At 68.1% G+C, this 26,357-nt stretch carries 27 protein-coding genes; 15 read left to right on the plus strand and 12 right to left on the minus strand.

Annotated elements, in window-relative coordinates:
- Positions 1-10 precede the first annotated feature (10 nt).
- Entirely contained in the window at positions 11-583 is a 573-nt protein-coding gene (locus FHW12_RS02770) for a cytochrome P460 family protein (protein ID WP_182529460.1), read from the plus strand.
- A gap of 56 nt (positions 584-639) precedes the next feature.
- On the opposite strand, the gene FHW12_RS02775 is transcribed toward FHW12_RS02770, so the two are convergent.
- Positions 640-2,238 carry a GGDEF domain-containing protein gene (locus FHW12_RS02775; RefSeq protein WP_182529461.1) on the minus strand — a complete coding sequence of 533 codons (1,599 nt, stop codon included), beginning with the start codon at positions 2,236-2,238 and terminating at the stop codon, positions 640-642.
- Between the two features lie 291 nt (positions 2,239-2,529).
- Here FHW12_RS02775 and FHW12_RS02780 point away from each other — a divergent pair, with 291 nt between their 5' ends.
- Positions 2,530-4,503 carry an LTA synthase family protein gene (locus FHW12_RS02780; protein ID WP_259392803.1) on the plus strand — a complete coding sequence of 658 codons (1,974 nt, stop codon included), beginning with the start codon at positions 2,530-2,532 and terminating at the stop codon, positions 4,501-4,503.
- Positions 4,504-4,674: 171 nt separating this feature from the next.
- Here FHW12_RS02780 and FHW12_RS02785 read toward each other — a convergent pair whose 3' ends face one another.
- Together FHW12_RS02785 and FHW12_RS02790 are read right to left on the minus strand one after the other, a co-directional pair.
- Positions 4,675-5,217, minus strand: a complete 543-nt coding sequence (locus FHW12_RS02785; protein WP_182529462.1) for a hypothetical protein — start codon at positions 5,215-5,217, stop codon at positions 4,675-4,677.
- A 116-nt stretch (positions 5,218-5,333) separates the two neighbouring features.
- Positions 5,334-5,885: an alpha/beta fold hydrolase gene (locus FHW12_RS02790; RefSeq protein ID WP_182529463.1), complete on the minus strand. Its 552-nt coding sequence runs from the start codon at positions 5,883-5,885 to the stop codon at positions 5,334-5,336.
- 198 nt (positions 5,886-6,083) lie between these two features.
- Here FHW12_RS02790 and FHW12_RS02795 point away from each other — a divergent pair, with 198 nt between their 5' ends.
- The 7 genes from FHW12_RS02795 (at position 6,084) to FHW12_RS02825 (ending at position 10,548) form a co-directional block, all read left to right on the plus strand.
- Entirely contained in the window at positions 6,084-6,443 is a 360-nt protein-coding gene (locus tag FHW12_RS02795) for a hypothetical protein (protein ID WP_182529464.1), read from the plus strand.
- On the plus strand, positions 6,440-6,874 hold the full coding sequence (locus FHW12_RS02800; RefSeq protein ID WP_182529465.1) for a hypothetical protein: 435 nt from the start codon (positions 6,440-6,442) through the stop codon (positions 6,872-6,874). Before FHW12_RS02795 ends, FHW12_RS02800 begins: the two co-directional genes overlap by 4 nt.
- Positions 6,875-6,980: 106 nt before the next feature.
- The gene (locus tag FHW12_RS02805) at positions 6,981-7,499 is read left to right on the plus strand and encodes a Spy/CpxP family protein refolding chaperone (RefSeq protein WP_182529466.1); all 519 of its coding nucleotides are present in this window, start codon (positions 6,981-6,983) and stop codon (positions 7,497-7,499) included.
- 60 nt (positions 7,500-7,559) lie between these two features.
- Positions 7,560-8,243 carry a response regulator gene (locus FHW12_RS02810; RefSeq protein ID WP_182529467.1) on the plus strand — a complete coding sequence of 228 codons (684 nt, stop codon included), beginning with the start codon at positions 7,560-7,562 and terminating at the stop codon, positions 8,241-8,243.
- A gap of 3 nt (positions 8,244-8,246) precedes the next feature.
- Positions 8,247-9,206, plus strand: a complete 960-nt coding sequence (locus FHW12_RS02815; protein WP_182529468.1) for an ATP-binding protein — start codon at positions 8,247-8,249, stop codon at positions 9,204-9,206.
- Between the two features lie 125 nt (positions 9,207-9,331).
- The gene (locus FHW12_RS02820) at positions 9,332-9,811 is read left to right on the plus strand and encodes a VOC family protein (protein WP_182529469.1); all 480 of its coding nucleotides are present in this window, start codon (positions 9,332-9,334) and stop codon (positions 9,809-9,811) included.
- A gap of 92 nt (positions 9,812-9,903) precedes the next feature.
- Positions 9,904-10,548, plus strand: a complete 645-nt coding sequence (locus FHW12_RS02825) for a glutathione S-transferase family protein (RefSeq protein WP_182529470.1) — start codon at positions 9,904-9,906, stop codon at positions 10,546-10,548.
- A gap of 95 nt (positions 10,549-10,643) precedes the next feature.
- On the opposite strand, the gene FHW12_RS02830 is transcribed toward FHW12_RS02825, so the two are convergent.
- Entirely contained in the window at positions 10,644-11,057 is a 414-nt protein-coding gene (locus FHW12_RS02830) for a GFA family protein (protein ID WP_182529471.1), read from the minus strand.
- A 103-nt stretch (positions 11,058-11,160) separates the two neighbouring features.
- The gene (locus tag FHW12_RS02835) at positions 11,161-13,086 is read right to left on the minus strand and encodes a choice-of-anchor J domain-containing protein (RefSeq protein WP_182529472.1); all 1,926 of its coding nucleotides are present in this window, start codon (positions 13,084-13,086) and stop codon (positions 11,161-11,163) included.
- A gap of 152 nt (positions 13,087-13,238) precedes the next feature.
- Here FHW12_RS02835 and FHW12_RS02840 point away from each other — a divergent pair, with 152 nt between their 5' ends.
- Both FHW12_RS02840 and FHW12_RS02845 read left to right on the plus strand, forming a co-directional pair.
- On the plus strand, positions 13,239-13,376 hold the full coding sequence (locus FHW12_RS02840) for a hypothetical protein (RefSeq protein ID WP_182529473.1): 138 nt from the start codon (positions 13,239-13,241) through the stop codon (positions 13,374-13,376).
- A gap of 80 nt (positions 13,377-13,456) precedes the next feature.
- Positions 13,457-15,007 (plus strand): right-handed parallel beta-helix repeat-containing protein, encoded by a 1,551-nt coding sequence (locus FHW12_RS02845; protein WP_182529474.1) that lies wholly within the window; start codon positions 13,457-13,459, stop codon positions 15,005-15,007.
- A 65-nt stretch (positions 15,008-15,072) separates the two neighbouring features.
- On the opposite strand, the gene FHW12_RS02850 is transcribed toward FHW12_RS02845, so the two are convergent.
- Positions 15,073-16,239: a GGDEF domain-containing protein gene (locus FHW12_RS02850; RefSeq protein WP_182529475.1), complete on the minus strand. Its 1,167-nt coding sequence runs from the start codon at positions 16,237-16,239 to the stop codon at positions 15,073-15,075.
- A gap of 444 nt (positions 16,240-16,683) precedes the next feature.
- Between FHW12_RS02850 and FHW12_RS02855 the strand changes: the two genes are divergently transcribed.
- Positions 16,684-16,980, plus strand: a complete 297-nt coding sequence (locus tag FHW12_RS02855; protein ID WP_182529476.1) for a hypothetical protein — start codon at positions 16,684-16,686, stop codon at positions 16,978-16,980.
- An 89-nt stretch (positions 16,981-17,069) separates the two neighbouring features.
- Here FHW12_RS02855 and FHW12_RS02860 read toward each other — a convergent pair whose 3' ends face one another.
- On the minus strand, positions 17,070-17,885 hold the full coding sequence (locus tag FHW12_RS02860) for an exodeoxyribonuclease III (RefSeq protein WP_182529477.1): 816 nt from the start codon (positions 17,883-17,885) through the stop codon (positions 17,070-17,072).
- Between the two features lie 210 nt (positions 17,886-18,095).
- Complete coding sequence (locus FHW12_RS02865; RefSeq protein WP_182529478.1) at positions 18,096-18,578, minus strand: Hsp20 family protein; 483 nt, start codon at positions 18,576-18,578, stop codon at positions 18,096-18,098.
- A gap of 290 nt (positions 18,579-18,868) precedes the next feature.
- Here FHW12_RS02865 and FHW12_RS02870 point away from each other — a divergent pair, with 290 nt between their 5' ends.
- Complete coding sequence (locus FHW12_RS02870; protein WP_182529479.1) at positions 18,869-19,192, plus strand: hypothetical protein; 324 nt, start codon at positions 18,869-18,871, stop codon at positions 19,190-19,192.
- 143 nt (positions 19,193-19,335) lie between these two features.
- On the opposite strand, the gene FHW12_RS02875 is transcribed toward FHW12_RS02870, so the two are convergent.
- A complete protein-coding gene (locus FHW12_RS02875; RefSeq protein ID WP_182529480.1) occupies positions 19,336-20,853 on the minus strand; it encodes a TolB family protein in 1,518 nt (505 codons plus the stop codon).
- A 46-nt stretch (positions 20,854-20,899) separates the two neighbouring features.
- Positions 20,900-21,592, minus strand: a complete 693-nt coding sequence (locus FHW12_RS02880; protein WP_182529481.1) for a hypothetical protein — start codon at positions 21,590-21,592, stop codon at positions 20,900-20,902.
- A gap of 215 nt (positions 21,593-21,807) precedes the next feature.
- Here FHW12_RS02880 and FHW12_RS02885 point away from each other — a divergent pair, with 215 nt between their 5' ends.
- Positions 21,808-22,641, plus strand: coding sequence for a hypothetical protein (locus FHW12_RS02885; RefSeq protein ID WP_182529482.1), 834 nt, complete (start codon positions 21,808-21,810; stop codon positions 22,639-22,641).
- Between the two features lie 178 nt (positions 22,642-22,819).
- Here the strand turns inward: FHW12_RS02885 and FHW12_RS02890 are convergent, their stop codons facing one another.
- Positions 22,820-23,266: a response regulator gene (locus FHW12_RS02890; protein WP_182530117.1), complete on the minus strand. Its 447-nt coding sequence runs from the start codon at positions 23,264-23,266 to the stop codon at positions 22,820-22,822.
- A 243-nt stretch (positions 23,267-23,509) separates the two neighbouring features.
- On the opposite strand from FHW12_RS02890, the gene FHW12_RS02895 reads away from it, so the two are divergent.
- Positions 23,510-24,859: a hypothetical protein gene (locus FHW12_RS02895; protein ID WP_182529483.1), complete on the plus strand. Its 1,350-nt coding sequence runs from the start codon at positions 23,510-23,512 to the stop codon at positions 24,857-24,859.
- 70 nt (positions 24,860-24,929) lie between these two features.
- Here the strand turns inward: FHW12_RS02895 and FHW12_RS02900 are convergent, their stop codons facing one another.
- Positions 24,930-26,357, minus strand: a complete 1,428-nt coding sequence (locus FHW12_RS02900) for an MATE family efflux transporter (RefSeq protein WP_182529484.1) — start codon at positions 26,355-26,357, stop codon at positions 24,930-24,932.

The following is a 26,357-nucleotide window of genomic DNA, read 5'->3' on the forward strand; positions in this document are numbered from 1 at the left end:
GGAGTTCGTCATGCACGTCGCTCTCAAATGCCTGGGCATCCTCGGTTGTTTCGCCGCGTTCACGCTTCCCGTCGCGGCGGCGGACCCGCCTGCTTCGGCCGCGAAGGACAAGTACGCCGTGAAGGTTCCTGGCGGCCTCGCCTTCTCCGAATTCAAGGGATACGAAGGCTGGCAGCTCGTTTCGCTGAGCCACGGCGAGAAGCTGCTTGCGGCGATCGTCGCCAATCCCGTGATGATCGACGCGTTCAAGGCCGGCATTCCCGGCAACGGCCAGCCGTTCCCCGACGGCGCGAAGATGGCGAAGATCCACTGGGAGCCGAAGATGAGCGAGAAGGCGCCCGGCCCGACGACCGTGCCCGGTACGCTGCACGACGTCGATTTCATGGCGAAGGACAGCAAGCGCTTCGCCGACAGCGGCGGCTGGGGTTACGGCGCATTCAAGTACGACGCCGCCGCCGGCACCTTCGCGCCCGCGACCACCGCCGACCAGCCACCGCAGGCGAACGACGCGAAATGCGGCTTCGGTTGCCACACGATCGTGAAGGCGCGCGACTACGTGTTCACGGAATACGGCCAGCGCTGAAGCGCACGGCCCGGCGCCGTGCGGAAAGGCGATGGGACGAAAGGTCCCGTCCCGCCTCACGGCGACCGGCCGCGCCCCGAGCGGAACGGAATCGGCGCGGCGGGTGCGCCGGGCAGCGGCGCGCGGCTGCCGACGCGATACGTGTGGCGGCCCGCCTGCTTGGCGTCGTACAGCCCGACGTCGGCCTCGCGCAGCAGTGCTTCGGCGTCGACGCCGCCACGCGACAGCGCGATGCCGATGCTCGCACCGACCGTGTGCGCGAGCGGATCGACGACGACGTCGCGGTCGAACGCCTGCAGCAGCTTCACCGCGATCGCCTCGAGCACTTCGACCGAATCGACGTTCTCGACGAGGATCGCGAACTCGTCGCCGCCCATGCGCGCGGCGAGATCGCCCGCGCGCAGGTCTTCCTGCAGGCGTCGCGCGAACTCGCGCAGCACCGCGTCGCCTACCGCGTGGCCGTAGGTGTCGTTGATCGACTTGAAGTGGTCCACGTCGATGTACAGCACGCCGACCGCCGCACCCGCCGAGCGCCCGGCGCGCGCGAGCGCGGACGTGAGCGCCTCGCCGAACTTCTTGCGGTTGGCGAGCCCGGTCAGCGGATCGGATTCGGCCAGTTGCGCGAGCTGCTGCTTGGCGCGCTGCAGCCGCGACACCTCGAAGATGAGCACGAAGAAGCCGCGCACGGTACGTGCCGCGTCGAAATCCGGCACGCACGAGGCTTCGAAATAGCGGTGCTCGCCGCGGAAATCGCATTCCGTCTCGAACGTGACCGGCTGGCCTTGTCGCGCCGCGGCCATGTGGAACTTGAGCGCGTCGCAGAATGCGCGCCCGACCACGTCCGACAGGCGGCGCCCGGTGATCCAGTGCGGATCGACGTCGAGCAGGCGCGCGAAGTACGAGTTCGCGAACGTGAAGCGCTCCTCCGTGTCGAGATAGGCGACGACCGCCGGCAGGTTGTCGGCGATCGCGCGCAGGTGTTCTTCCTTCTGTACGAGCGAGCGCATCAAGCGGTCGTTGCACATGAGCAGGAAACCGAGCGTCGCCGCCATCGGGAATGCCGCACCGAGCCCGAACGCGACGCTCTGCATCACCCCTGGCGCGAACGGTCCCTGCGGATCGATGCCGCCAGGCAGCAGCCCTGCGCCACGCACGAGCAGCGCGATCGACAGCGATGCGAACGCGACGACCGTGAGCCAGCGGCTGCGGTGCAAGCGTTCTCCGTGCACGACGAGCGCCCACACGCCGCCGGCGAGTTGCATGCCTATGATCGCCGACACGCTCGCTCCGCGCAGGCGCAGGCTCGGTTCGACGAAGGTGAACAGGGCCTCGCAGGCGACGATCGCGACGACGGGTGCGTACGCCAGCAGGCGACGACGCGGCAGGCCGACGAAACTGCGCGTGGCCTCGACCAGTCGCCCGAAGGCGAGGCCGAGCACGCCGTTCGCGACGACGATCGACAGCAGGTCGGGAATCGCGTCGCGCAACGCGTACAGCACCCAGCCCGTCGGCAACAGCAGGATGCCGGACATCCACAGGCGCAGGCTCGGCAGCAACGGCGCGGGGTAGTCGCGGACGACGAAACGCAGGCTGACGCCGATGATCAGCGCGAGAATCGCCGCGATCACGATCGTGGATCGGATGTCCAACGCCATGGCTGGCCCCCTGCACCGCCAGTCTATGCCGTATGGTGGGACCGGTCCACCGCCGGGCCCCCTGCGACGTCTCCGGGTCCGGACGGCCCCAAGGGTGCATTCCTTGCGGTTTTCGCGAGGCCGTCACCATGCTGAAACCTTGCCGAAAGCCGGGGCGATCGACACTGCAGGATCGACCTGCAGTCCGATGGCCCGACCGGCCTCCGGGCGGACGTGCTTCGATGTGCGCGGGGTTTTCCAGCCGGCCTCGTGGGACCCACCGCGTGCTGCCCCCGAGCCCGGAGCCGAGCTTTGGATACCCCTATCGCAGCGCCCGCAGCGCTGCGCGCCCGATACGCGCCGCTGGCGTGGTTCGCGGGCGCGTTCCTCACCATCGAATTCCTCACCCGCCTCGCCCTGCTCGTGAAGACCGGGTCCGGCGTGCCACTCGATCCGCGCTACTGGCTCTACGCCTTCGGCGTCGGCCTCGGCTACGACCTCGTCGCATTCATCTACGTCGCGTGGCCGCTCGTGTTGTTCCTCTGGCTGGTACCGCGGCGCGTGTTCGCGACGCGCCCGCTGCGCGCCGCGCTCGCGCTGCTGCTGCTCGCGATGCTGTACGGCCTGCTGTTCGTCACCGCCGCGGAATGGCTGTTCTGGGACGAGTTCGCCAGCCGCTTCAACTTCATCGCGGTGGACTATCTCGTCTATTCGCGCGAGGTGATCGGCAACATCCGCGCCTCGTATCCGGTCGGCAAGGTGCTCGCCGCACTCGCCCTCCTCGCCGGCCTCGTGCTCTACCTCACGCGCCGCCAATGGCGCCCGCGCGAGGACGCGTCACGCCTGCGCCAGCGCAGCGGGGTGACGCTCGCGTGGCTGCTGCTGACGATCGTCGTCAGCTACGCGGTCGACGGCGAGTACAAGAACGCGACCGCCAACGAGTACGTGAATGAACTCTCCGGCAACGGCGTCTACGAATTCTTCTCGGCCTATCGCAACAACGAACTGGACTGGCGGCGCTTCTACCGCACCCTGCCCGACGGAGCCGCGTTCCAGCGCACGCGCGAGCTGCTGAAGACGCCCGAAGCCGAGTTCGTCGGCGACGATCCGCGCAGCATCACGCGCGAGATCCGCAATCCGGGCCCGGAAAAGCGCCTCAACGTGATCCTCGTCAGCGTCGAGAGCCTCTCCGCGGACTACCTCACCGCGTTCGGCGGCACCAAGAACGTGACGCCGAACCTCGATGCGCTCGCGTCGAAGAGCCTGTTCTTCACCAACCTCTACGCGAGCGGCACGCGCACGGTGCGCGGCCTGGAGGCGCTGTCGCTGTCGGTGCCGCCGACGCCGGGGCAATCGATCGTCAAGCGCCCGGACAACGAGAACCTGTTCTCGCTCGGTTCGGTGTTCGGCGGCAAGGGTTACGACTCGATGTTCGTCTACGGTGGCTACGGCTACTTCGACAACATGAACTACTTCTTCTCGCACAACGGCTACCGCACCGTCGACCGTTCCGACATCCCGCGCGACCAGGTCCATCACGGCAACATCTGGGGCGTCGCCGACGAGGACCTGTTCACGCTCGCGCTGCGCGAGGCGGACCGCGCGGCCGCCGCGGGCCAGCCGTTCTTCGAGCACGTCATGACGACGTCGAATCATCCGCCGTTCACCTATCCCGCGGATCGCATCGACCTGCCCTCGGGCAAGGCCGGGCGCGCGGGTGCGGTGAAGTACACCGACTGGGCACTCGGTGATTTCCTCGCGCGCGCCGCCAGCAAGCCGTGGTTCGACGACACCGTGTTCGTGATCACCGCCGACCACTGCTCGTCGAGCTGGGGCCGCAGCGCGATCCCGATGAACCGTTACCACATCCCGTTGCTGATCTATTCGCCCAAGCACGTCGAACCGGGCCGCGTCGATCGCCTGATGGCGCAGATCGACATTCCGCCGACCCTGCTCGGCCTGCTCGACTTCAGCTACACGTCGCAGTTCTACGGCTACGACCTGTTCAAGCTCGAGCCCGGGCGCGAACGCGTGCTGCTCGGCAACTACCAGAAGGCGGGTTACCTGCGCGGCGACGTGCTCACCGTGCTCGCGCCGAAGAAACACGCGACGCAGACGCTGCCGAAGTTCGACAACAGCGGCGACGCGACGCCGCTCGACGCGCCGCAACCGGAACTCGTCGACGACGCGATCGCCTACTACGAGACCGCGAGCGAACGCTTCAGCGAAGGCCTCATGCGCATCCCGGCGCAGGTCACGCCGCCGGCGAAGGCCGCTCCGAACTGAGGCATCGTATCGGCCGGTGCGCGTCGTCCTCGACGCGCACGCCGCCTCGCTTCACGTCCGGCTGCCTTGCCACCGATGGCCTACGCGCAGGCCGGAAGACCGCAGGTCGGCCGGCATGCCATCGGACACACCGATGGCGCGCGCGCTGCTCCGCCACGACGATCGAACACATCATCCGTGGGCGGCGCCCGCCGAATTCCCCTTGCGGCCACCGTCACGGCCGTTCGCCTTGCGCATCGCTCGTCCACCGGCGTCGTTCATGCGAGCACGCGTGGTAGTCGCCTTGCGACTTGCATCCGCCGTCGCCGCAAGGCTCGCGCGGCGGCTCGCACTGCGCAGCCAGAAACCGATCGCGACGCCGACGACCGCGACACCGACGAGCACGACCGCCGGCCGCGAACGCGCCTGCGCGAGTGCGACGGAGCCCCACTCGCCCGCCTGGCGACGCGCATCGCGCCACGCGCGCGTGCCGGCGTCCCAACCGCTTTCCATCATTTCGGCCGCCGCGTCGCTGCCGTAGGCCGCCGCACGACGCGCGTGCCTGCGCATCGACGACGCACCGGCACGCGCATCGGCAGCCATGTGCGCCGCCGTGGTGAGCAGGTCGTTGCGCGCCGCCGACGCTTCGGCGAGGACATGCGACGCCGCAGCCTTCATCGCGCGCGGAACGTCGTGGACGTGGGCGTGTTCGCCATTCAGGATCTGTCTCGACACGGCCGTTCTCCGGATAGGGTCACCGGCCGACCATGGCAGCGCCAGGCTGTATGGCGTGTGACGCCCGCGTCGCTCCGCTCAGCCAAGGTCAGGCGTACGAAGATTTCCGCCCTGTGTCAGGCAGGAAGCGCACGGATGTCGGCGGCGACGAAGGCGAGATCGTCGTCGAACTGGTGACCGCCACGATTGATCGCTCGCGTATGCGCCACCGGAATGCGCGCGCCATGCAAGGCGAGATGACTGAACGGCACGATGTCGTCGTCGCGGCAGTGGTAGAACACGATCGTCGGGATCGCGGCGACGCGCGCGTGCAGGTCGCGTGGCAGGCGCAGGTCGTCGAAGGCCCAGCGATCACCGTCCCACGTCGGCGCCGCGAGCACGAACAACCCCGCAATTGGCTGCTCGATCGCTCGCTCGGCCAGGGCGCGCAACAGCAACGATCCGCCGATCGAGTGGCCGACGAGGATCACGCGTCCAGGCGCCTTCGCCCGTTCCGCCACGATCGCCGGTATCCACGTCGCGACATCGGGATCGGCCTCGTCGGGCATCTCGGGAAAACGCACCTCGTAGGCTCCGCCGAGCGCGCACTGCAGCGACGCAGCGAGCCGTTCGTCGACCACGTGGGCGCCTTCGCCGCCGCCCTGGATGAACAGAACACACGTCGTCATGCCGAAGATGCCCGATGACCGATCGCGCTCATAGTCGAGTCGACGATGCATGCATGCAAGCCCTGCGTGCGATGCAGTCACCGGCGTTGCGCTACCATCGCGGCGACGACTGCGGATCGGACATCCCGCACCATGCACGCTTCCGAAGGTCGAACCCTGCGCGCATTCAGGGCGTTCGAGTTGCAAGCGATCCATCTCATGGCCGACGGCGCGCTCTCCGACGAGCAGCTGACGGCGCTGGGCGAGATCGAGTGCGCGACGGGCTACGAATACACGGGGTGCGGCTACTTCCTCCAGGTGCATCTGCCATCGTTGCCGATCGCGCGCAGGACCCTGAGCACACCCGGCGTGGTCGGCCGCGCCGGCGACGTCCAGGCGGGCTTCCTCGTGTTCCTGGGCGAGCAGGCACTGACGCTCGAGTGCCATACCTGGGGGCCGGTCGATGTCCCGCCCGACTTCCGCGATCGCGATGTCTCGATAGCCGCGCTGCCCGACACGACCGACCACCGTGCGACGCCACGCTCCGTCACCGACCCGGCCGGGAGCGAACGCACGTGACAGGCAGCACGTGGCTCATCGCGCTTCTCGCCTGGGCGACCTCCGTGGGCGCCGCAGCGGCGCAGGACGTCACGCTCGCGGTCACGCATGCCGGGTGCGGTTCCGCCACCCCGCCGCTCGTCGCGCCGCCTCGCAGCAAGGAAGAACGCGAGCGCGTCACCGCCACCTGGATCGCCGCGGATCGACTGCAGGTCGACGTGTGGGACGACGAGACGGCGGAGGACGTCGTCGACGGCGACAGCGCCACCGTCGCCCTGGCCGGCGACACGCTCACCCTGTCGTACGCGCATCGGCGCGCACCGACGCATGCGCAGGAACGCATGCCGGCCTGCCTCTTCGCCGCGAAGCTCTCCTTCGTCGTTTCGGGGATCGCGCGAGCGAGCTATCGCGTGCACGTCGACGGGCACGAGGTCGCCGTCGTCGACGGCTGACGCTTGCTCGGCCGCTTCAAACAACTTTACACAGGCGACAAACGCCACTTACACGGCGCTCCCAGACTTCCTCACGGGCACCCCGCCCGCTCCGAGGAATCCATCCATGAACCCGTTGTTCGCCAGCATCGCCACCCGTCGATCCGCGGCGCTCGTCTTCGCCGTCGCGCTCACCGGCCTCTCCGGCGTCGCCGTCTGGGCGCACGAAGCCAGCGCCAGCGATCCGGCGCTCACGCTCGAATCGAACCCGGCCGAGGTCGCCGATCACATCGCGCGGATGTCCGAGCACCTCTACGTCGAGGTCCAGGCGACGGCCGAGCAGAAGGAACGCCTCGATCCGATCCTCAAGCAGGCAGGCAGCGATCTCGCCGCGCTGCATGCCCAGCTGAGTGGCGGCCACGACCAGGTGATGGCGCTGCTCGCCCAGCCGACCGTCGACCGCGCCGCCCTCGAAGATCTGCGCGCCGGACACATGCGTACCGCCGACGAAATGTCCCGCCGCGTCGTGCGCCTCGTCGCCGACGTCGCCGACGTGCTCACGCCGGAGCAGCGTCGCGTCCTGCTCGATCGCATCGCGCAGCATCACGGCGGTGGCCACGGCCCGTTCGGCTGGCATCACGGCTGAGCACGTCCGCGCATGAACGTCCGGCCGGATCGTGTGTCGGTGCCTGCTAGAGTGCCGCCCATGAGCCCGCGCCTGCTGCTGATCGAGGACGACGCGCGCCTCGCCGGGATGCTCTGCGAATATCTCGGCGAGGCGGGCTTCCGCGTCGTCGTCGCCGCGCTCGGGCATGCGGGGCTCGCGCAGCGCGCCGACGAATTCGACGCGGTCGTGCTCGACCTCACGCTGCCCGACATGGACGGACTCGACGTCTGCCGCGCGCTGCGCGCGAAGACCGATACGCCGATCCTCATGCTGACTGCGCGCGGCGAAGCGACCGATCGCATCATCGGCCTCGAACTCGGCGCCGACGACTACCTGCCCAAGCCGTTCGCGCCGCGCGAACTGCTCGCGCGGCTCCGCGCGATCCTGCGTCGTCGCACGGCGCCGTCCGCCGACCAGCCGCTGCGCTTCGGCCGGCTCGAGATCGACCGCGCCGCGCGCACGCTGCGCGTCGCCGGCGAAGAGCGCAGCGTGACCGGTTACCAGTTCGCCCTGCTCGTCGCGCTCGCGCAGAACGCGGGGCGCGTGCTGTCGCGCGACGTCCTCATGGACGCGCTCAAGGGCGAGGCGCTCGAGGCCTTCGATCGTTCGATCGACGTGCACGTCTCGCGCCTGCGTGCGGCCATCGAAGACGATCCGCGCCATCCGCGCCGCATCATCACCGTGCGCGGCAGCGGCTACGTGTTCGCCAAGGCGCAGGACTGAACCGTGTCGCGGCTCTACTGGCGCATCCATCTCGCGCTGCTCGGCAGCCTGGTCGTGTTCGCCTTGGTCGCCGCCGTGCTGTGGCACACGCGCGGCGGCCCGGCCGAGCACGGCCATTCGCTCGGCGCGATGCTCGGCGTGCTGCTGCTGCTCGCGGCGACGCTCGGCGTGCTCGCGTTCCCGCTCGTGCGCTACCTCGTGCGCCGGCTCGAGCGCCTGCAGCGCGGCGCGGAAGCGCTCGCCGCCGGCGACCTCGCGGCGCGCGTCGAGGTCGAAGGCGACGACGAGGTCGCCCGGCTCGCCGTCAGCTTCAACCGCGCGGCCGCGCGCATCGAGCAGCTGGTCGGCGCGCACAAGCTCCTGCTCGCGCAAGCCTCCCACGAACTGCGCACGCCGCTCACGCGCATCCGCCTCGCGCTCGACCTCGTCAAGGAGATCGACCCCGCGCGACGCCGCGGCCTCGAGGCCGACATCGCCGAACTCGACCACCTCATCGAGGAAATCCTGCTCGCGAGCCGCCTGGACACGCTCGCCGAACCCGCGCGCGAGGAGATCGACCTGCTCGCGCTCGTCGCCGAAGAGGCAGCGCGCTACGGCATCGACGTCGACGGCGAACCCGTGCACGTCCGCGGCGATGCACGCCTGCTGCGCCGGCTCGTGCGCAACCTCATCGACAATGCGCTGCGCCACGGCAGCGCGCCGGTCCGCGTGCGATTGCGCGTGCGCGCGACGTCGGCGGAGTTGACCGTCGCCGATGCCGGCCCCGCCATCGCCGACACGGAGCGCGAGCGCTTGTTCGAACCGTTCTACCGGCGCGGCAACACCGAAGGACACGGCCTCGGCCTGTCGCTCGTCCGGCAGATCGCGCGACGCCATGGCGGCGAAGCGCGCTACGCGAACCTCGAAGGTGGCGGCGCGGGGTTCATGGTCACCGTGCCGACGGCGGCACGCAGCGTCGGCTGACGACATCGCGCAGCGCAGAGCACGGATCCGGGCGCTGAACGATGAATCGGCGATGTCGATTCAAGCCCCCGTCACTCGTCGGGGTAGGCACAGGGCATCCTCCCCGCCCTGGATGGAGCAACCCGATGACCGCCAAGAACACGATCTGCCTCTGGTACGACGGTACCGCCCTCGACGCCGCGACGTTCTACGCCAAGACCTTCCCCGACACGACGGTGGACGCGGTCCACCACGCCCCCGGCGACTACCCCGACGGCAAGCAAGGCGACGTGTTGACGGTCGAGTTCACCGTGATGGGCATTCCGTGCATCGGCCTCAACGGCGGCCCCGCGTTCACGCACGACGAGGCGTTCTCGTTCCAGGTCGCGACCGACGACCAGGCCGAAACCGACCGGCTCTGGGACGCGATCATCGGCAACGGCGGCCAGCCGAGCGCCTGCGGCTGGTGCAAGGATCGCTGGGGCGTGTCGTGGCAGATCACGCCGCGAGCCCTCACCGCCGCAGTCACCGATCCCGATCGCAAGGCGGCCAAGCGCGCGTTCGACGCGATGATGACGATGTCGAAGATCGACATCGCCACGATCGAGGCGGCGCGGCGCGGCTGACACGCACGCGCCGTCGACTTCCCACGTCCCCACCCACCGACGACACCGGTGCGGCGCGCGATCGCGTCGCGCCGCCCCACGGAGCATCCTGGATGAAACCGATCATCACCGCGTTCGAACACTCGCCCGATCGCGGCCGTGGCCTCGCACGCGACATGCGCGTGCGCTGGGCGCTCGAAGAGGCGGGCGTTGCCTACGACGTCCGCCTCGTGTCGTTCGCTGCGATGAAGGAACCCGCGCATCGCGCGCTGCATCCGTTCGCACAGATCCCGACCTACGAGGAAGGCGATCTCGTGTTGTTCGAATCGGGTGCGATCATCCTGCACATCGCGCAGCATCACGCGGGGCTGCTGCCCGGTGACGCGAACGCGCGGGCGCGCGCGATCGCCTGGATGTTCGCTGCGGTCAACACGGTCGAACCGCCCGTCCTCGACCTGCAGGTCGCGAAATTCGCCGAAGGCGACAAGCCGTGGGCCGCGGAGCGCATGCCGCTCGTGCGCGAGCGCATCCGCGAGCGCCTGCGCGACCTGTCCGCGCGACTCGGCGACGCCGACTGGCTCGACGGCGCGTTCAGCGCAGGCGACCTGCTCATGATCGGCATGCTCATGCGCGTGAAGCCGTCGGGCCTGCTCGACGAATTCCCGAACCTCGCCGCCTACCTCGCACGCGGCGAGTCGCGGCCTGCGTTCCAGCGCGCGTTCGCGGCGCAGCTCGCGGTGTTCACCGCCCACGCGTAGGGAGGGCCCTGGCCCACCGACACCGGAACGGCGGAATCGGCCAAGCGTCCGCCTCGACCCGTTCCGCTCCCATTTCGCGTGCGTCTACTGCGACATCAGGACGGCATGTCCGTGAACTGCGGCACATCCATCGGCTTGGCCCAACCGAGGCGTCGCTTCGTGAACATTTCCAGCGCCGGCGTGAATGCACCCGGCATATCGAGACTGCCGATCGTGACGAACACCAGGCCAGGAAAGCTTTCCAGGTTGCGCGTATACAGTCGTGCGCCGCAATCGGAGCAGAACATGCGCTCGAGGCGCTTTCCGGACGCCGCGACGTAGGAAAACGCCTTCGGCGTGCCGCTCAGCAACGAGAAATCCTTCTCCGGCACGCCGAAGAACGTGGCGGCCTCGCCTCCGGATGCCTTCTTGCAGTCGAGGCAGTGACAGGTCGCGATGAAGGCCGGCTCGGCATCGAATTCGAACGTGACCGCGTTGCATGCGCAACGCCCTGCATATTTCTTCGCCATGGCATGTTCCTCATCGACAGCACGGCGTGGAAGGAAACGGGGGCGGAGGTCTTCGAGGCGTAGTCATCCGCCTCGACACCTCCGTCCCAGTCGGCCGACGAGACTATCGCACCGGCGGCGCCTCGAAGCCGTCCTCGAAGATGACGTCCACCACCTGCACGATCGCGGTGGCCTGGCTGTTGGTGCCGGGATCGGTCAGGCCCGAGCCTTGCGGCAACGAGATCGTCGCGGTGTTGGAGAACTCGGTGTAGTCGTCCGCGGGATTCGCGGCAGGAATCACCGTGCCCGTGAGTTCGAAGCGCATGGCGGCGCCGATCGGGAACGAGCCCATCGTGACGTCGAGCGCGCCGCTGCCGGAAGGCACGGGGCAAGCCGTGCCGATCGCCTCGATGCACGTCCATGCCACGCTCGTGCCGTCCAGGCGCACCGGTGGCTGGTCGAGCACGCGCACATTGATCGCATCGGCCGGGCCGTCGTTGCCGACGAGGATCGTGTAGGTCACCGTGTCGCCGAGGCGCGCCGTGGTGCGGTCGGCGGTCTTCTGCGTCCACAGGTCGGCGACCGTCGGCGGTCCGATCGTCAGCGACTGCGACACCTGCGGCGCGGGGTTCCATGCGCCGTTGCCCGGTTGGTCCGCGGTGATCGTGCAGGTACCCTGCGCGACCATCGTCACGGTGGTTCCAATCACCGTGCACACACCGCTCGTCGACGAGCCGTATGTCACGTCGAGACCGGAGCTCGCGCTCGCGAGCGGCGCGATCGGGAACGTCGCGTTCGGGAAGTAGTCGTGTCCTGCCTGCGCGCCGAACGTGATCGTCTGCTCGCCCATCGGCGTGACGCTGTTGCTGGTGCCGGCCGGGCCCGTGCCTGCGCTGTTCGTCGCCGTGACGGCGCACGTATATGCGCTGCCGTTGACGAGACCACCCAACGTGATCGGCGGTGCGTTCGTCGTGTCGCTGACGACGTTGCCGCCCGTGCAGGTGACGCCGTAGCTGATCGAGGCGTCGCCGCCGTCGCTCGCGGGCGTCGTCCAGTTCACGTCCACCTGCGCGTCGCCTGCGTTGGCGACGACGTCTTGCGGCGCGCTCGGTGCGACGGGCGCCACGACGATGGAGTACGCGCGCGAACCACTGCAGCCGCTCGCGTCGAAGGCCGTGACGGTGAAATTGGAGGTACCGGTGGCCGTCGGCGTGCCGGCGATGGTGCCTGCCGCGGAAAGCGTCAGTCCCGGAGGCAACGCGCCCGCCGTCACCGCATAGCCGGGGGATCCCAGTGCGCCGGTCTGGCTCAGGGACTGGCTGTACGCCTGCCCCCAGCTTGCGCCGGGCAGCGTGCTCGGATTCACGGTGACGACCGGGCAGACGTACGGTGTGTACACCGCATTGTCGATACCGATGTAGTCGGAATTGTTACCCGTCGGTCCCGCCCCGGTCACGAAATAGCGGAACGCGAGGCGGCCCGACGTCGGCGCGGGCAGCCCGGAAATCGTGATCGTGTATTGCGTCCACACCGCCGGATAGACATTCGTCACGAGCGACGGATTGATCGACAGCATCAACGTCGAGAAGTCGCCGAAGGCGGCGGCTCCCGTGCCGACGTTCGTGCTCGCGCCGTTCGTGCTCAGGCGGACTTCGAGGCGATCGGGGTATTCGGTTCCGCCAGCCGGCGTGGTCGGCCTGCGGGTGTAGAACTGGAACACGTCGCCATTGCGCAACGTCCGGTTCGGCGCGACGAGCCAGTTGCTGATCGTGCCAGTGCCACCGGTCGTGCTGTTGAAGTTGGCGGCGATATAGGCGTTCGGCGCACCGTTCCAGGCGTCGAACGGGCCGGGCGTCGGCGTCGCATTGGTCGCCGTACCCTGGAACCAGCTGAGGACTCCCAATGGGGCGCTGTTGTTCTGCAGGAACCAGCCGTTGGCCGTCAGCAGAGTGATGTCGTCGAAGTTCTCGGTGAACGACTGGGCGCTGGCCGATACGGACGATGCCGCGAGAAGAGCGCCTGTGGCGAGGCGAAGGAAAGTCTTGCTCATGCCTCACCTTCCACTACGGAAAGCGAAGCGACGTGTTTCGGAACGACGGAAATGGACAACATGGACGGCGATCCCCCTGTAGGATGTCGACCGCGACAGTATGCTCGAAAATACTTTTTTTGTGAACGCGATCACGGACACGATCGGGAAACATGTATCCGCGTTCGCTCGGCGACGCTGCCGAGATGCTCGACGCCATCGAGCATCGACCGGAAGAAAACGATGCGGCGTCAATGGGACCGGGCTCACCGCCCTTGCGCACGACGACACGGTCGACGATGGCGGGCTGAAATCTTTGGCTTGAAACTGGCCCACCCGTGCGCCGGACTACGTGGATGACGGCAAGCGCTTCCTGCGCCGGGAGAATGCCTTGCCCTCGCTTCGAACCGTCCTGATCGCCGGCTTCGTGCTGCTCGCGCCGTCGTTCGCTTTCGCAGCCACGTACGTCGTCACGCGCACCGACGATCCGGCACCGGGTGCGTGCGCGGTCGGTGATTGTTCGCTGCGCGAAGCCGTGCTGGCAGCGAATGCGGCCGCGGGCCCCGACACGATCCAGCTGCCCGCCGGCGCGTTGACGATCACGATCGGCGAGATCGTCGTCGACCAGGATCTCGTGATCGACGGCGCCGGCATCGGCACGACGATCGTGCACCACGCCCTGCCGACCTTGCTGCACGTCGAAGGCGCGGCGCTCGCCCTTTCGAATCTCGCGATCGACGGCCCACCGCTCGCGGACGATCCGCCACAGGCGATCCTCGCCGAAGCCGGCGCCTCGCTCGTGCTGAACGCCGTGCGCGTGCCGGTCGAGGGCGGCGGCGTGACGATACAAGGCGGCTCGGGGCCGACGCTCGACATGCGGGCCTGCGACGTCGACTACGCGATCGTGTCGTCGACGGACGGCACGATCGACGTCGCCGACAGCCGCCTGGGCCTGCTCGTGCTCAACCAGGGCGAGATCGACCTGCACATGCAGCGCACGTTGATCGACGCCCCGGCGCCGTCGATCGTACCTGCGGGCATCGCGATCATGACGACCGGCGACGTGCTCGTCGAAGACACCGAGGTCGCCCACGCGCGCCAGGGCATCCTCGTGCAAGGCCTGCCGCTGTCGTCGCTCGTATTCCGGCGCCTGCACTATCACGATGGTTCGGCACCGCTGCAGGTGATCACGCCGACCGCCTTCACGATCGAGGACAGCGAGTTCGACGACAATACGGCCATCGCCGACTTCCCCGGTGCGATCTTCGCGGGCAACGGCGCGCAGGCGAACGTGTTCGGCACGACGTTCGCGCGCAACGCGGGCAATGGCGACACCGGCGGCGCCGTGCATCTCGAAAGCGGCGCGCACGCGCTGATCGTCAACAGCACGTTCTCCGCCAACACGTTCACGAGCGCAGCGGCCGGCGCGGGCGCGCGCGGTGCCGCGATCGGCCTGCTCGGCTCGTCGTCGAATCCGCCGCAGCTCACGCTCAACCACGTGACGATCGTCGCGCCCACGTTCGCACCGGTCGGCATGGAAGGCTCCGCGATCGGCGTGCGCGGCGCGCCGGCCAACTCCGCCACGATCGTGTTCAACAGCATCCTGCGCGGCAGCTGCCGTTTCGAGAGTCCGCTCGGCGGCTCGCTCGGCAATGCGCACGGCAACATCGAAGCGCCCGGGCACGGCTGCGGGCTCGACGACGCGACGAACATCGAAGACGCATCCATCGCATCGCTCGCGCTCGGCGCGCTCGACGACCACGGCGGCCCCACGCCCACTTACCAGCCCGCGGCCAACAGCATCGCGATCGGCGCCGCGATCGCCAACTTCTGCCTGCCGTCCGACCAGCGCGGCTACCTGCGACCACTCGCCGACGGCTGCGACGTGGGCGCCGTCGAGGTGGACGCGATCGATCGCATCTTCGCGGACGGTTTCCAGTGATGTCGCAGGTGGGTCCTGGCCCACCGCGCCTCTTCCCAATGGCGCGTCCGGGTAAGGTGGGCTCCCTACGGCCCAGCCCGATCGGGCCAATGGATGCTGTTCGCTTCGACGCGATTGCGCCCCTGGTTTTTAGCGCGATAGAGGGCTTCGTCCGCGGATTCGAACAAGGCAGGGTCGACGTCGCCCGCAGGAATCGTCGTGGCGACGCCGATGCTGACCGTCACCCTGCCGTATGGGCTTTTAGCGAGCGGCAGCCCCGCGGATTCGATCGCCGAACGAATCCGTTCCGCGACGAGCAGGGCTTCCGCCGAGGTCGTCTCCGGCAACAGCACGGCGAACTCCTCGCCACCAAGGCGCGCACAGAGTTCGCCACTGCGGGTGCTCGCGCGGAGCGCATCGGCGATTTGCACGAGGCAGCGGTCGCCGCCGGCATGGCCGTAGCTGTCGTTGTAGGACTTGAACAGGTCCACGTCGACGAGCAGCAATGACAGCGGCAGGCGACGCGCATCGCCCGTCGCCCATTGCGCGCGCAGGTACTCATCGAACTGGCGACGATTGGGCAGATCCGTCAATGCATCGCGCATGGCCGCCACGCGGTAGCGATGCACGATGTCCGTGCCCGCAGCCGCCAGCAAGATCATTCCGAACGAAATGCCGATCACGTTGCCGGCGATCTGCGACACCGCATTCAGGTCGGGCGGCGTCGGTGCGCCACCGGACGTCCACATGGCATGGATGATCAGCGCGGCCAGTCCGCCGATGCACAACGTCATGAGCGCGACGAAGGCGAGCACGATCGTGTCGATCAGCTGTTCCAGATGGCGCGCCATCACGTACAGCGCGAACCCCGTCAAGGCCACGCGCATCGACAAGCGGATGGAATAGAGCAACCACTTCGTCTCCGGTGGAACGAGGAGCCAGCAGATCGCGACCACGCTGACGACCCAGATCGCAAGCCGCATGCGTAACGCGAAGCGCGCCTCCCCTGCCCGGTCCTGCAGCCCGTGCATCTGCAGGAAGATGGAACTCAGGAACAGCGACTGCGACAGCATCGCCGGCACGAGCCCGCGGCCGGCGATCGCAAACGGCTGGAACAGGTAACACGCGGCCCAGCAGGCGAATCCCAATCCCCAGAACAAGGCCGGACGCATGTTCCGCCAGCGCCAGAGAACGAGGAATGCCACGGCGAACAGCGACAGCGTCGTGGTCAGCAAGGCGTTCGATGCGTTCATGGCGCGCTTGCCGGCCGGTGGGACACCGTGATCACCGGGACGCGTCGGCGGACATGCGCACGCATGTCCATGGCACGAGACGCGATGTCGGATCCACAGGAAAGGCGACGCGCACGCACCGCTCGATCCGAGATGCATCGTTCTGCCGATATCGCGAAACGCCACGTGCACTCGATGTGGTCGGGATCTTCCGGCTTGAAATCCGATGCCATGCCGCCCCCTGTGGCATCACTATATCGGCGAAAGCGCCGGAAACCACCGCCGCGACACGCATTCAACGTTTCCCTCCTGCTGGCGCGCCGAGCATCGGCCACCATTCCCGCAGCAAGCAGGTCGGGGAGGGTATGACGACGGAGCCGCCACGGATGCGTGCGTCACCATTTGTCGCAATCGCAGGCACGGTGAAGCCAGCCGGCGTGGGATGCTGGAGATGACGCGTGCCGGGTGCTGCCGGCCAACCCCTCGGCCCGATCCTCGATCAATCCGATCCTCGATCAAAATGGTCGTGTCGCCACGCCGGCAAATGGCACTTCCGAACGGCCGCCTCGCGGCGTGGAATTCGAGCGCCTTCCACCGGTGCAGACGGCGTGGGACACCGGCGCGGTGATCGGCGGCGTCGTCCATCTCGGCTGGACGCAGGACGGCAAGCACCAGCAGCGATGGATACGCATCGCCCACGTCTGGGCGAAACGCGATGGCACGTGGCGGATGACCTACACGCAGGTCACGCGCCTGCCGTAAGGGCGCCCCTGGCAAGCGCTTGCGTCAGCGCAGCACGACCGGACGCTCGTGGGCTACGGAGACGACAGGCGCGCAGCGCGATCCCGGCGTCAGGCGCGTTTCCGTGCCGACGTTCGACGTCGTGCCGGTGGCGCCGCCTTCAACACGATCCAGGTCGGTGCGTGATCGCTCGCCCCCTTTTCGCCGCGAACCCAGCGATCGACGCCGGCATCCACCAGCCGCGAAGCGATCGCCTTGTTCAACAGCAGATGGTCGATCCGCAAACCGGAGTTCGTTTCCCAGTGTCGACGAAAATAATCCCAGAACGTGTAGATGCGTTCGTTCGGGTGCATCGCGCGCAACGCATCGACCCATCCCTGCTCCAGCAACCGCGCATAGCACTCGCGCGATTCCGGCTGCAGCAGCGCGTCCTTGAGCCATGAACGCGTGTTGTAGATGTCGAAGTCCGTCGGCACGACGTTGAAATCGCCCGCGAGCACGAACGGGTGTCGGCTCGCGCAGAGCGCGGAGGCATGCGCGATCAGGCGTTCGAACCATGCGAGCTTGTAGTCGAACTTCGGACCGGGCTGCGGATTGCCGTTGGGCAGGTACAGGCAACCGATCATGACGCCGTCGACCGCCGCCTCGAGGTAGCGGCTGTGCACATCCGAAGGGTCGCCCGGCAATCCGCGCACCGTCGTGACGGGCCGAACGCCTCTGGCCAGGATCGCCACTCCGTTCCACGCGCTTTGCCCGATCCATGCCGATTCGTAGCCGGCCTCGGCGAGCGCCTTCTGCGGGAACATGGCATTGGGCGCCTTCAGCTCCTGCAGGCAGACGACATCGGGCTCCTCCCGCTCGAGCCATTGCAGCAGGTTGCCGAGTCGCGAGCGGATGCCGTTGATATTGAACGTGGCGATCTTCATGCCTTCGTCCGGCTCCAGTGCGAGCGATGGTCCAAGTATGACCGGACGCCGTCGCGTGCGGGCGATGGCTGCGCGTGTCGGAGACGCGTCGCACCCTGCGCACGTTCGCGCGATCGTTCGTCCGTCGTGCGCGCCTCCGTCTCGACGAGCCGACGCATCGCGCGCCGGAAGATGCAGGCGCCCCCGCGCGGGGGCGCCTGCCGTGCTGCATCAAGCCGCCTTCGGGGCCTGGATCTGCGCGTGCGCCTTCGCGGCACCTGCGCCCTGGCCCTGGATCTCGATGCGGCGAGGCTTCAGGGCTTCGGGAATCTCGCGCTGCAAGTCGATCGTGAGCAGTCCCTTCTCCAGCGACGCATTCGCCACCTTCACATGGTCGGCCAGCTCGAAGCGGCGCTCGAACGTGCGCTCGGCGATGCCCTTGTGGAGGTAGAGGCAGTCCGGATCCGGCTCGGATTCGCGCTTCGCGCCCGACACGACGAGCAGGTTCGGGCGATCGGTCAACGTGAGTTCGTCGCGATCGAAACCGGCGACGGCCATCACGATGCGGTAGGCGTCTTCGCCGACGCGGATGATGTCGTACGGCGGCCAGTTGTCCATGGGCTGGACGCGGCTGGCGGTCTCGAGCACGTCGAACACGCGGTCGAAGCCGATGCCGCTGCGGAACAGCGGGGAAAAATCGAGGGTGGTCCTCATAGCCATATCCTCTTCGGTTGCAAGCAACATGGGCATGAAGGGGCGCCTCTCATGGCGCCCTCACGGCGGGCCGCGATGGCGCCCGCAAGCCGCATCTAGGGATCGCCGATCGCGTTTCAAGAGGGCTCGTTCAGGCGTCGTTGAAGCTGCGACGACGGCATCCCGCGCGGGAACAAAACACGGGGAACGACGGTCCGTACGAAAGCCCATGAGGGCTGATTTCAGCGAACCCGCAGAGGTGCTCTTCCATGATCTCTCCCGTCCGCCGTGACCCTTCGCAGTGGTGTCTCATGGCCACGCTCCAGGTGGCCGAAGACGCGCCGGACCTGCAGGCCATCCTGGCCGATCTCGACTTCGACTTCCGACTCGAACGGATTCCTTCGCCACCGGGCGTGTCGTGGTTCAACCTGCTCGTGAACGCGCGACGAGGCCAGCGACGATGCGCGCTCATCGCGCATCGGCTCCTCAACGCACTGCACAGCATTTCCAGGAGCGGCGATCTTCCGTCCTTCAGGATCATTGCCGGCGAGCGCTGGCTGCAGTCCCCGGAGCCGGGCGACGACACGCACCGGATCGAAAGCCGCGAAGAGGAGTGGCGCTTCGAAGGGCCGTAGGTGCGGGCACGACGCACCGGTCGGAGAACGGGACGAAGGTCGTCGAGCGGACGCTCGACGGCGAGCGGCGAGAGGACAACCCGCGCTCGAGCGAAGGCTCGAACGCTACGCCCTCGACGGCCTCCGTCCCCTCCTAGGCGATGTCAGAACGGAATCGCGAAGTCGTCCCACGCCGGCGTATGGCTCGCATCGCCCGGGGCCTGGTTCCACGGATACAGCGCGGGATACGTCGTGAGCGTGCCGCCGGTGTCGACGACCGGCGCGACGTAGATCTGCGTCGGCCCACCCGCGCGCGTCGACGAGAACGTGAGCCAGTAGAAGCGACGCCCCCCGTCGTCGCTCGCGGCGGGAGCCCATCTCGGCCAGCTGTTGGTGACGCCGGGGCTGGTCTGGCCGGTGCACGACGACGGATCGTTGGCGGCGATGCGCACGGGCTGGCCGCCGGTCGCTGGACTCACGTACACCTCGGCCTGCGCGTTGTTGTAGCTGCTGCCCGCGCCGGGCACGCGGTTGTAGACGATGTAGTGGTCGTCGGGCGAATACGCAGGGTAGTACTCGTTGTCCTGCGTCGCCACGACCGTGCTCGGCACGCCGCCCGCGCGGTTGTTGTACGGCACGACATGGATGTCGCCGTTGGTGACCGTCACGCCGAGCGATATCGGATCCGGCGTCGACACGTACACCACGTTGTCGCTCGTGTGCGCGAACGACGCGGAGGCCGCGTTCGTCGTCTCGCCCGTCCGCGCGAGGACGCCCCAGCCGGCGCCCTGCGCCGCCGACGCAGCCTCGAGGTCCGTCCAGATGATGTTCGACTGGTACATCGTGAGCGCGATGCGATCGCCGCTCGTCCAATGCTGCGCGGAAAACGCCGGCGCATCCTGGTCGGGGCGCGCCATCAGGGTCTGCGCACTCGCGCTGATGAACGAAGGCGTGAGGTGCTGTCCGTCCGCGGAGAGCAACGCGAGACCCGCGCCGCCGCCCTCGCCCGCCGAGAACCCGACATACGTGCCGTCGGGCGTCGCCGTGTGGCACCCGAAGCAGCCGGCACCGGCGTCGGCAGGACTCGCGATGTCCTTCAGGGTTTCGTCGCCGATGCGGAAGCCGCGCATCAGCATGCCGCCCGGCGCGTTCGTCCAGTAGACGATCGCACCCGGTGCCGACACGGGCGCGATGCGCACGGCGCCGCTCGATCCGGTTTCCGGTCCGCTCGTGAGGCTGCCGCCGGCGACCGTGGCGCCGCGCACCGTCACCGTGATCGCGCGGTCGACCGTGTGCTGCGCCAGCGCGGTCCAGAGGTTCGCCGGCATCGTCCACGACGACGCCGTGGTGTAGACGAGCAACGCGTGGCCCTGGTTCTGCGCGGTAATGCGCAGCTCGAACAGGTTCTCGCCGCCGCTCGGCACCCATGTGAAGCGCGGGCGCAACCAGTTGTCCGGGAACAGCGTGCCGATCTGCGGATCCGCGAGGCACGGCCCGCCGCTCGGCGCGCCGGCCGCGCCGAACAGCGCCGGCGCATTCGCGGGCGCACCCGAATCGATGATCGGATCGACGGGGAAGTCATGGAACTCGAATCCGTCAGCGAAGACCAGGTCGAGCGCGTGCGTGTCCAGCGCGAACGCAAATGCCGCCGTCACGGACAGGACCACGAAGGATCGATGCATGGCGTGCCTCCTTGCGGATCAATACGTGGTGGCGCATCGAAATGCGTCAGGGCGCCGGCATGTCCGGATCGAAGCCGGCGAAGAAGATGGGGTCGACGTCGCCGATCACGAGCCGCAAGGTCGCATCACTGTTCTGCGTGGCGGCGCCCGATGCGCAGGTGCGGTCGGAGAACTCGCCGCATGGCGCATCGAAGTCGGTGAACGCCTTCACGCCGCAGCCGTCGGTGAAGGCCATGAGGTCGGGGCAGTAGTGCTCGTTGTCGAGGCCATAGAGATGACCGAGCTGGTTCGCGGCCGTCCAACACAGCCCGTCGGGGTCGTCGCCGACCGTGTTCGCGAAGGTGTAGGCAATCGCGTTGTCGATCGGCTGCCCGGTGAACGGCGAGACCCCGCCGGTGCCGCCAGGCATCCCGATGTCCTGCGGCGAGCCCGCGATCATCATCTCGCGCCGCGGCAACTGTCCCGGATCGACGGTCGTGATGCTCACGTCGTAGCGCGCGAACGCCGCGCGCAAGCAACCCACCGTACGCCCGAACGTGTCGTCGCTGAATGCGAACGCGGTCACCGTCGACTGCTGGTTCGGAATCGACGACGTATGCGTCACCGCGTCGTCGTTGCCCGGATGCACCACGCAGCCATTCGGCTTGCAGTTGTTGAGATAGATGAGGTGGCTGTCCACCGCCTGCGCGAGCATGGGCCACGACGCAAGGACCAGAAGAGCGCGGAAGATGCGGAGCATGCAGGCGTCCTCGCGACAGGCCGCAGCATCCTAGCGCAGTCATCCGCGGACGGCGAGTCGCCGCACGTGCACGACCGCCTCTCCATCGCCTGCGCCCGTACCGGACTCGAAGCCGCGCCGGCTGGGCAGTGTGCGGGTCGCCCGGATTCCGCATCGATCGACGTTTCGCTCCGGGAACCCGGCCATCCGGCCGCCACCCCCGATCGGAGTCGACCATGACCTTGCACGTCCCTACCTCGCTGCTTTGCCCGCTCCTGCTGCTCGCCCCGGCGTTCGCCGGCGCGGCGTGCACGGCGATCACCTCGGTGCCGGCGACGCTGTCGTCGAACGGTCGCTATTGCCTCACCCAGGACGTGTCGATGGGCGGCACCAGCGGCGCCGCGATCACCATCGATGCCGACGCGGTCACGCTCGACCTGCAGGGCCACACGGTGCGCGGCAGCGGCGCGGTGAACGTCTCGACCGTCGGCATCAACGTCGCCGGACACAAGTACTTCGACATCGGCAACGGCGCCATCGCGGGCTTCTCGCGCGGCGTCGCCGTCGTCGCGGACGGTGCCACGCGTTCGCGCGCCGGCGCCGTGCACGACCTCGACGTGCATCGCAGCTTCCTCTACGGCCTGCTGATCGACTGCGACGGTTGCAGCGTGCGCGACAACACAGTCACCGACACCAGCCTGCCCGCGGGCTTCCCTGGCTACACCGTCGACGGCATCGCCGTCGAAGGCACCGGCGACCAGGTCACCGGCAATCGCGTGTATTCGACGCGCAACGCGAGCGGCGAAACGATCGCGTTCGCCGTCGGCGCCGCCCACTCGACGATCGCGCGCAACGGCGCCTTCGACACCCACGGCGCCAGCGACAATGCCTACGGCTACCTGATCTCCGGCGTCTCGTCGCTGCTCGTCGACAACACCGCGCAGGGTTTCTCGACCTGCTACTGGGTGCAAGGAGCCGCGATGAAGTACCGCGGCAACCTCGCCAACGCGTGTGCGACGAGCTACGGCGGCGGCGCGAGCGGGAGCGGTGATCTCGGCGGGAACCAGTAACACGCCGGACCGTCGCCGGCGCGCGGGGTCGCGCGTCGGCAACGCGCGCCACTCATGGATCTGAAGCGCCCTCGAGAAGGTACGGTCGGCCCTGGCCCACCATCGCGCATTCCACGGCGTTCGCGCAGTGGCCTGCGACGCTGCGACAGTTCCCTTTCGTCGGCGTCCTTTGCGCGGCTCAGTAGTCGTGCGCAGGCAGCTCGTTGAGCTTCGTCCAGAACTCGCCCACGGTACGCACGGTGTCGGCGAACCCTCGCGCATCACTCGGCTTCACGACGTAGGCGTTCGCCCCCAGCGTCCGACACTCGGCAATGTCCTGGTCTTCGCTGGACGAGGTCAGGATCACCACCGGAACCTGTCGCGTGGAGTCGCTTTCGCGAATCACGCGCAGCACTTCGAAACCATCCATGCGCGGCATCTTGATGTCGAGCAGGACCAGGATCGGCAGATCGTCGGAGCGACCGGCATAGCGATTGCGGCGGAACAGGAAGTCGACCGCTTCCGCGCCGTCTTCCACGCGCTCGACCGGGCGCTCGGCGCCCACCTCGAGCAGCGCCTCCTCGATCATTTCCGCATCGAGCGTGTCGTCTTCGACGACGAGAATGGGTCGGCTTCCCGGCGTCATGTTCGATCGCCCTTGTGCGGTTGGAACGGCATCGTCATTCGGCGGCTTCACGATCGTCAGCGGCTCGTGGCCACCATAGCCGTTGCGGCATCGCTCGTCACCTGCGGTTGTTCAGCGGCGGAGCGTGGGAACGACGTCGGATCGGGCAGCGGAACATGTTCGGACCGGCGGCCCCTCGCCGCCCTGTCGGATTTTCCTGCTTTCCCCGTTTCCGAAGAGGAGCCCTCCACGAAGTCCACCACGATGAACCGAGCCGCCTGCGTCGTGCTGTGCCTGTTCGCCACCTCGGCCGCTGCCGCGGGCTGGACCCATGTCGGTCGGATCGAAGCACCGTGCTGCTTCTCCGGATCGCCCGATGGCATGAAGTTCGGCACCGCCATCGCCGCCGACCTCGACACGTCGTCGCCGCCGAAGATCCGCGCGCTCTACGTCGGTGCGCCCGGCTTTTCCATCAACGATGGCGCGACGGTGTATCCGGAAGCCGGCATCGTGTTCGTGTTCGTTCCCGTCGATGGCAACTGGCAGGTGACGACCTACCTGCAGCCCGCCTTCCCGCAGGCCTACGGTCACTTCGGCGCCGCCGTCGCCGTGGACAGCGGCGTGGTCGCGATCGGCGAACCCGGCTACGACAATGGCGCGCACGCGGACGCAGGACGCATCACCCTCCTCAACGATCGCAACCGCAATCTCCCCACGTACACGCCGCCCCAGTTCGACGGCTTGTACTTCTGGGACAGCACGGTCGACAACGGTCGTTTCGGCAGCAGCGTCGCCGTCGCCGGCGACGGCATCGGCACCAACGGCACCGGCAACTGGATCGCCGGTGGCGCACCCGGATCGAGCACGGGCTGCAGCGCGCTGATCTACTTCGGCGACGACCAGTCCTGGGACGACAAGGGCAGCGTGTGCGGCGCCACCGCGGGCGACACGTTCGGCGCATCGGTCGGCGTGTATTCGTTCGGTGCCAACGACATGCTCATGGCGGTCGGCGCGCCCGGCGAAGGCATCACGACCGGTGGCGCGCACGTCTATCACCTGTCGGGCGGCGCGCTCGCGAACCTGAGCAACCTGCAAGCCGAACACCCGGGACAGTTCGGCTTCTTCGGCACCAGCATCGCCATCGACGGCCAGCGCCTCTACGTCGGTGCGACGGGCGGCGACAAGCCGGGCACGGGCCGCACGGGATCGGTCACCCTGTTCAACCCGGGCGGCCCGAACCACTACACGCTCGACGGCGAAGTCTTCCCCGGCAGCGACGCCCAGGCGGGCGACCTCTGCGGTGCTTCGATTCATGTGAACCCGATCGGCACCGACTTCGCGATGGGATGCCCCGGCAGTGACGCGCAGAGCAACGGCGAAGGCTTCGCACGCGTCGTCACGCCGATCCCGTTCCTCGGCGGCACGCTCTGGATCGACCAGGCATTGCAGATGGGCAGCCTGCCCCATGGCGCCGACGACATGGGACGCGGTGTCGCGGTGGTCGGCGACCACGTCTTCGCCGGCGCGCCGCTCGCCGACGATGCACTCGGCAGCGACAACGGCATCGTGCAGATCTTCGGGCCCGACGAACTGTTCGCGAATGGCTTCGATTGACGCGCCGCTCGATTGACGCGCGGTTCGATCGACGCGCGCGGAATGTTCGCATCGCCGCGATCGCGCGCGCCTACACGCGCGCGAGCTTCCACCGCCCGCGCGAGAACAGCCACAAGGTGAACAGGCCGACCGAGGTTTCCGAAACGAACACGGCCCAGAACACGCCCGTCTCCTTCCAGCCGAGGTGCAGTGCGAGCCACCACGCGAGCGGGATCTGGATCAGCCAGAAGAACGCGACGTTGATCCAGGTCGGCGTGACGGTGTCGCCGGCGCCGTTGAACGCCTGCACGCTGACCATCCACCAGCCGTACACGAACAGCGCATAGGACAGGATGCGCAGCCATTCCGCGCCGACGAGCACCACGGTCGGGTCATCGGTGAACACGCCGACGATCTGCCGCGGCAGGAAGAAATAGGCGAACGAGACGAGCAGCAGGTACGCCATGTTGTAGCGGCCGATCTGCCACACCGCCGCCTCCGCGCGATCGGCCTGCTGCGCGCCGAGGTTCTGCCCCACGAGCGTCGCGGCCGCGTTGGACATGCCCCACGCCGGCATCATCGTGAACATCATGAAGCGGATCGCGATGGTCGCGCCCGCGACCGCCTCGCTGCCGACACTGGCGAGGATGCGCATGAGGAAGATCCACGACGTCATCGCGACGATCATCTGGCCGACGCCGCCGAGCGACGTGCGCACGATGTTCCACAGCACCGCGCCGTTCCAGCGCAGGTGCGCAGCGAGCACGCGGATGTGCTGGCCGCCGCGCAGCAGCACCCACAGCTGCACGAGCACGCCGGTGCCGCGACCGATGTTGGTCGCGATCGCCGCGCCTTCGATGCCCCACTGCGGGAACGGCCCGACGCCGAAGATGAGCAGCGGGCACAGCACGATGTTGAGGCTGTTCGACAGCCACAGCACGCGCATCGCGATCGCCGCGTCGCCCGCGCCGCGGAAGATCGCGTTGATCACGAACAACAGCATGATCACCGCGTTGCCGCCAAGCATCCACTGCGCATAGCGGTACCCGTGCTGAATCGTCCACTCATTGCCACCCATCAGGCGCAGCAGATCCGGCGCATAGAGAATGCCGAGGATCGCCGGCAGCACCGAAGCGAGCACCGCGACGATGATCGCCTGCACCGCGGTCACCGCGGCCTCGTCCGGCTTGCCCTCGCCTATGCGGCGCGCAACGACGGCCGTGACCGCCATCGCGAGCCCCATCGCGATCGAATACAGCAGGAACAGATAGCTCTCGGTCAGCCCGACCGTCGCGACCGCCGACGGCCCGAGCCGCGCGACGAAGAAGATGTCGACCACCGCGAACGTCGATTCCAGCACCAGCTCGAGCACCATCGGCACGGCGAGCAGGAACACCGCGCGGCGCAGCGGGATCTTCGTGTAGTCCGCCTGCGTGCCGCGGATCGCTTCGCGCAGTTGGCCGAACAGGGTGCGCGGCAGGGGTGGCTCGGACGATGCGGGGCTAGCGACGGGTTGCAT

The organism is Dokdonella fugitiva, from assembly GCF_014138265.1.
GTDB classification, from domain to species: domain Bacteria; phylum Pseudomonadota; class Gammaproteobacteria; order Xanthomonadales; family Rhodanobacteraceae; genus Dokdonella_A; species Dokdonella_A fugitiva_A.

Excerpts from the sequence above, each read along its gene's own strand:
- FHW12_RS02770 (WP_182529460.1), top strand. The coding sequence starts at position 11 with ATGCACGTCGCTCTCAAATGCCTGGGCATCCTCGGTTGTTTCGCCGCG.
- FHW12_RS02775 (WP_182529461.1), bottom strand. The coding sequence starts at position 2,238 with ATGGCGTTGGACATCCGATCCACGATCGTGATCGCGGCGATTCTCGCG.
- FHW12_RS02790 (WP_182529463.1), bottom strand. The coding sequence starts at position 5,885 with ATGACGACGTGTGTTCTGTTCATCCAGGGCGGCGGCGAAGGCGCCCAC.
- FHW12_RS02795 (WP_182529464.1), top strand. The coding sequence starts at position 6,084 with ATGGCCGACGGCGCGCTCTCCGACGAGCAGCTGACGGCGCTGGGCGAG.
- FHW12_RS02805 (WP_182529466.1), top strand. The coding sequence starts at position 6,981 with ATGAACCCGTTGTTCGCCAGCATCGCCACCCGTCGATCCGCGGCGCTC.
- FHW12_RS02810 (WP_182529467.1), top strand. The coding sequence starts at position 7,560 with ATGAGCCCGCGCCTGCTGCTGATCGAGGACGACGCGCGCCTCGCCGGG.
- FHW12_RS02820 (WP_182529469.1), top strand. The coding sequence starts at position 9,332 with ATGACCGCCAAGAACACGATCTGCCTCTGGTACGACGGTACCGCCCTC.
- FHW12_RS02825 (WP_182529470.1), top strand. The coding sequence starts at position 9,904 with ATGAAACCGATCATCACCGCGTTCGAACACTCGCCCGATCGCGGCCGT.
- FHW12_RS02830 (WP_182529471.1), bottom strand. The coding sequence starts at position 11,057 with ATGGCGAAGAAATATGCAGGGCGTTGCGCATGCAACGCGGTCACGTTC.
- FHW12_RS02835 (WP_182529472.1), bottom strand. The coding sequence starts at position 13,086 with ATGAGCAAGACTTTCCTTCGCCTCGCCACAGGCGCTCTTCTCGCGGCA.
- FHW12_RS02840 (WP_182529473.1), top strand. The coding sequence starts at position 13,239 with ATGTATCCGCGTTCGCTCGGCGACGCTGCCGAGATGCTCGACGCCATC.
- FHW12_RS02850 (WP_182529475.1), bottom strand. The coding sequence starts at position 16,239 with ATGAACGCATCGAACGCCTTGCTGACCACGACGCTGTCGCTGTTCGCC.
- FHW12_RS02860 (WP_182529477.1), bottom strand. The coding sequence starts at position 17,885 with ATGAAGATCGCCACGTTCAATATCAACGGCATCCGCTCGCGACTCGGC.
- FHW12_RS02865 (WP_182529478.1), bottom strand. The coding sequence starts at position 18,578 with ATGAGGACCACCCTCGATTTTTCCCCGCTGTTCCGCAGCGGCATCGGC.
- FHW12_RS02870 (WP_182529479.1), top strand. The coding sequence starts at position 18,869 with ATGGCCACGCTCCAGGTGGCCGAAGACGCGCCGGACCTGCAGGCCATC.
- FHW12_RS02875 (WP_182529480.1), bottom strand. The coding sequence starts at position 20,853 with ATGCATCGATCCTTCGTGGTCCTGTCCGTGACGGCGGCATTTGCGTTC.
- FHW12_RS02880 (WP_182529481.1), bottom strand. The coding sequence starts at position 21,592 with ATGCTCCGCATCTTCCGCGCTCTTCTGGTCCTTGCGTCGTGGCCCATG.
- FHW12_RS02885 (WP_182529482.1), top strand. The coding sequence starts at position 21,808 with ATGACCTTGCACGTCCCTACCTCGCTGCTTTGCCCGCTCCTGCTGCTC.
- FHW12_RS02890 (WP_182530117.1), bottom strand. The coding sequence starts at position 23,266 with ATGACGCCGGGAAGCCGACCCATTCTCGTCGTCGAAGACGACACGCTC.
- FHW12_RS02895 (WP_182529483.1), top strand. The coding sequence starts at position 23,510 with ATGAACCGAGCCGCCTGCGTCGTGCTGTGCCTGTTCGCCACCTCGGCC.
- FHW12_RS02900 (WP_182529484.1), bottom strand. The coding sequence starts at position 26,357 with ATGCAACCCGTCGCTAGCCCCGCATCGTCCGAGCCACCCCTGCCGCGC.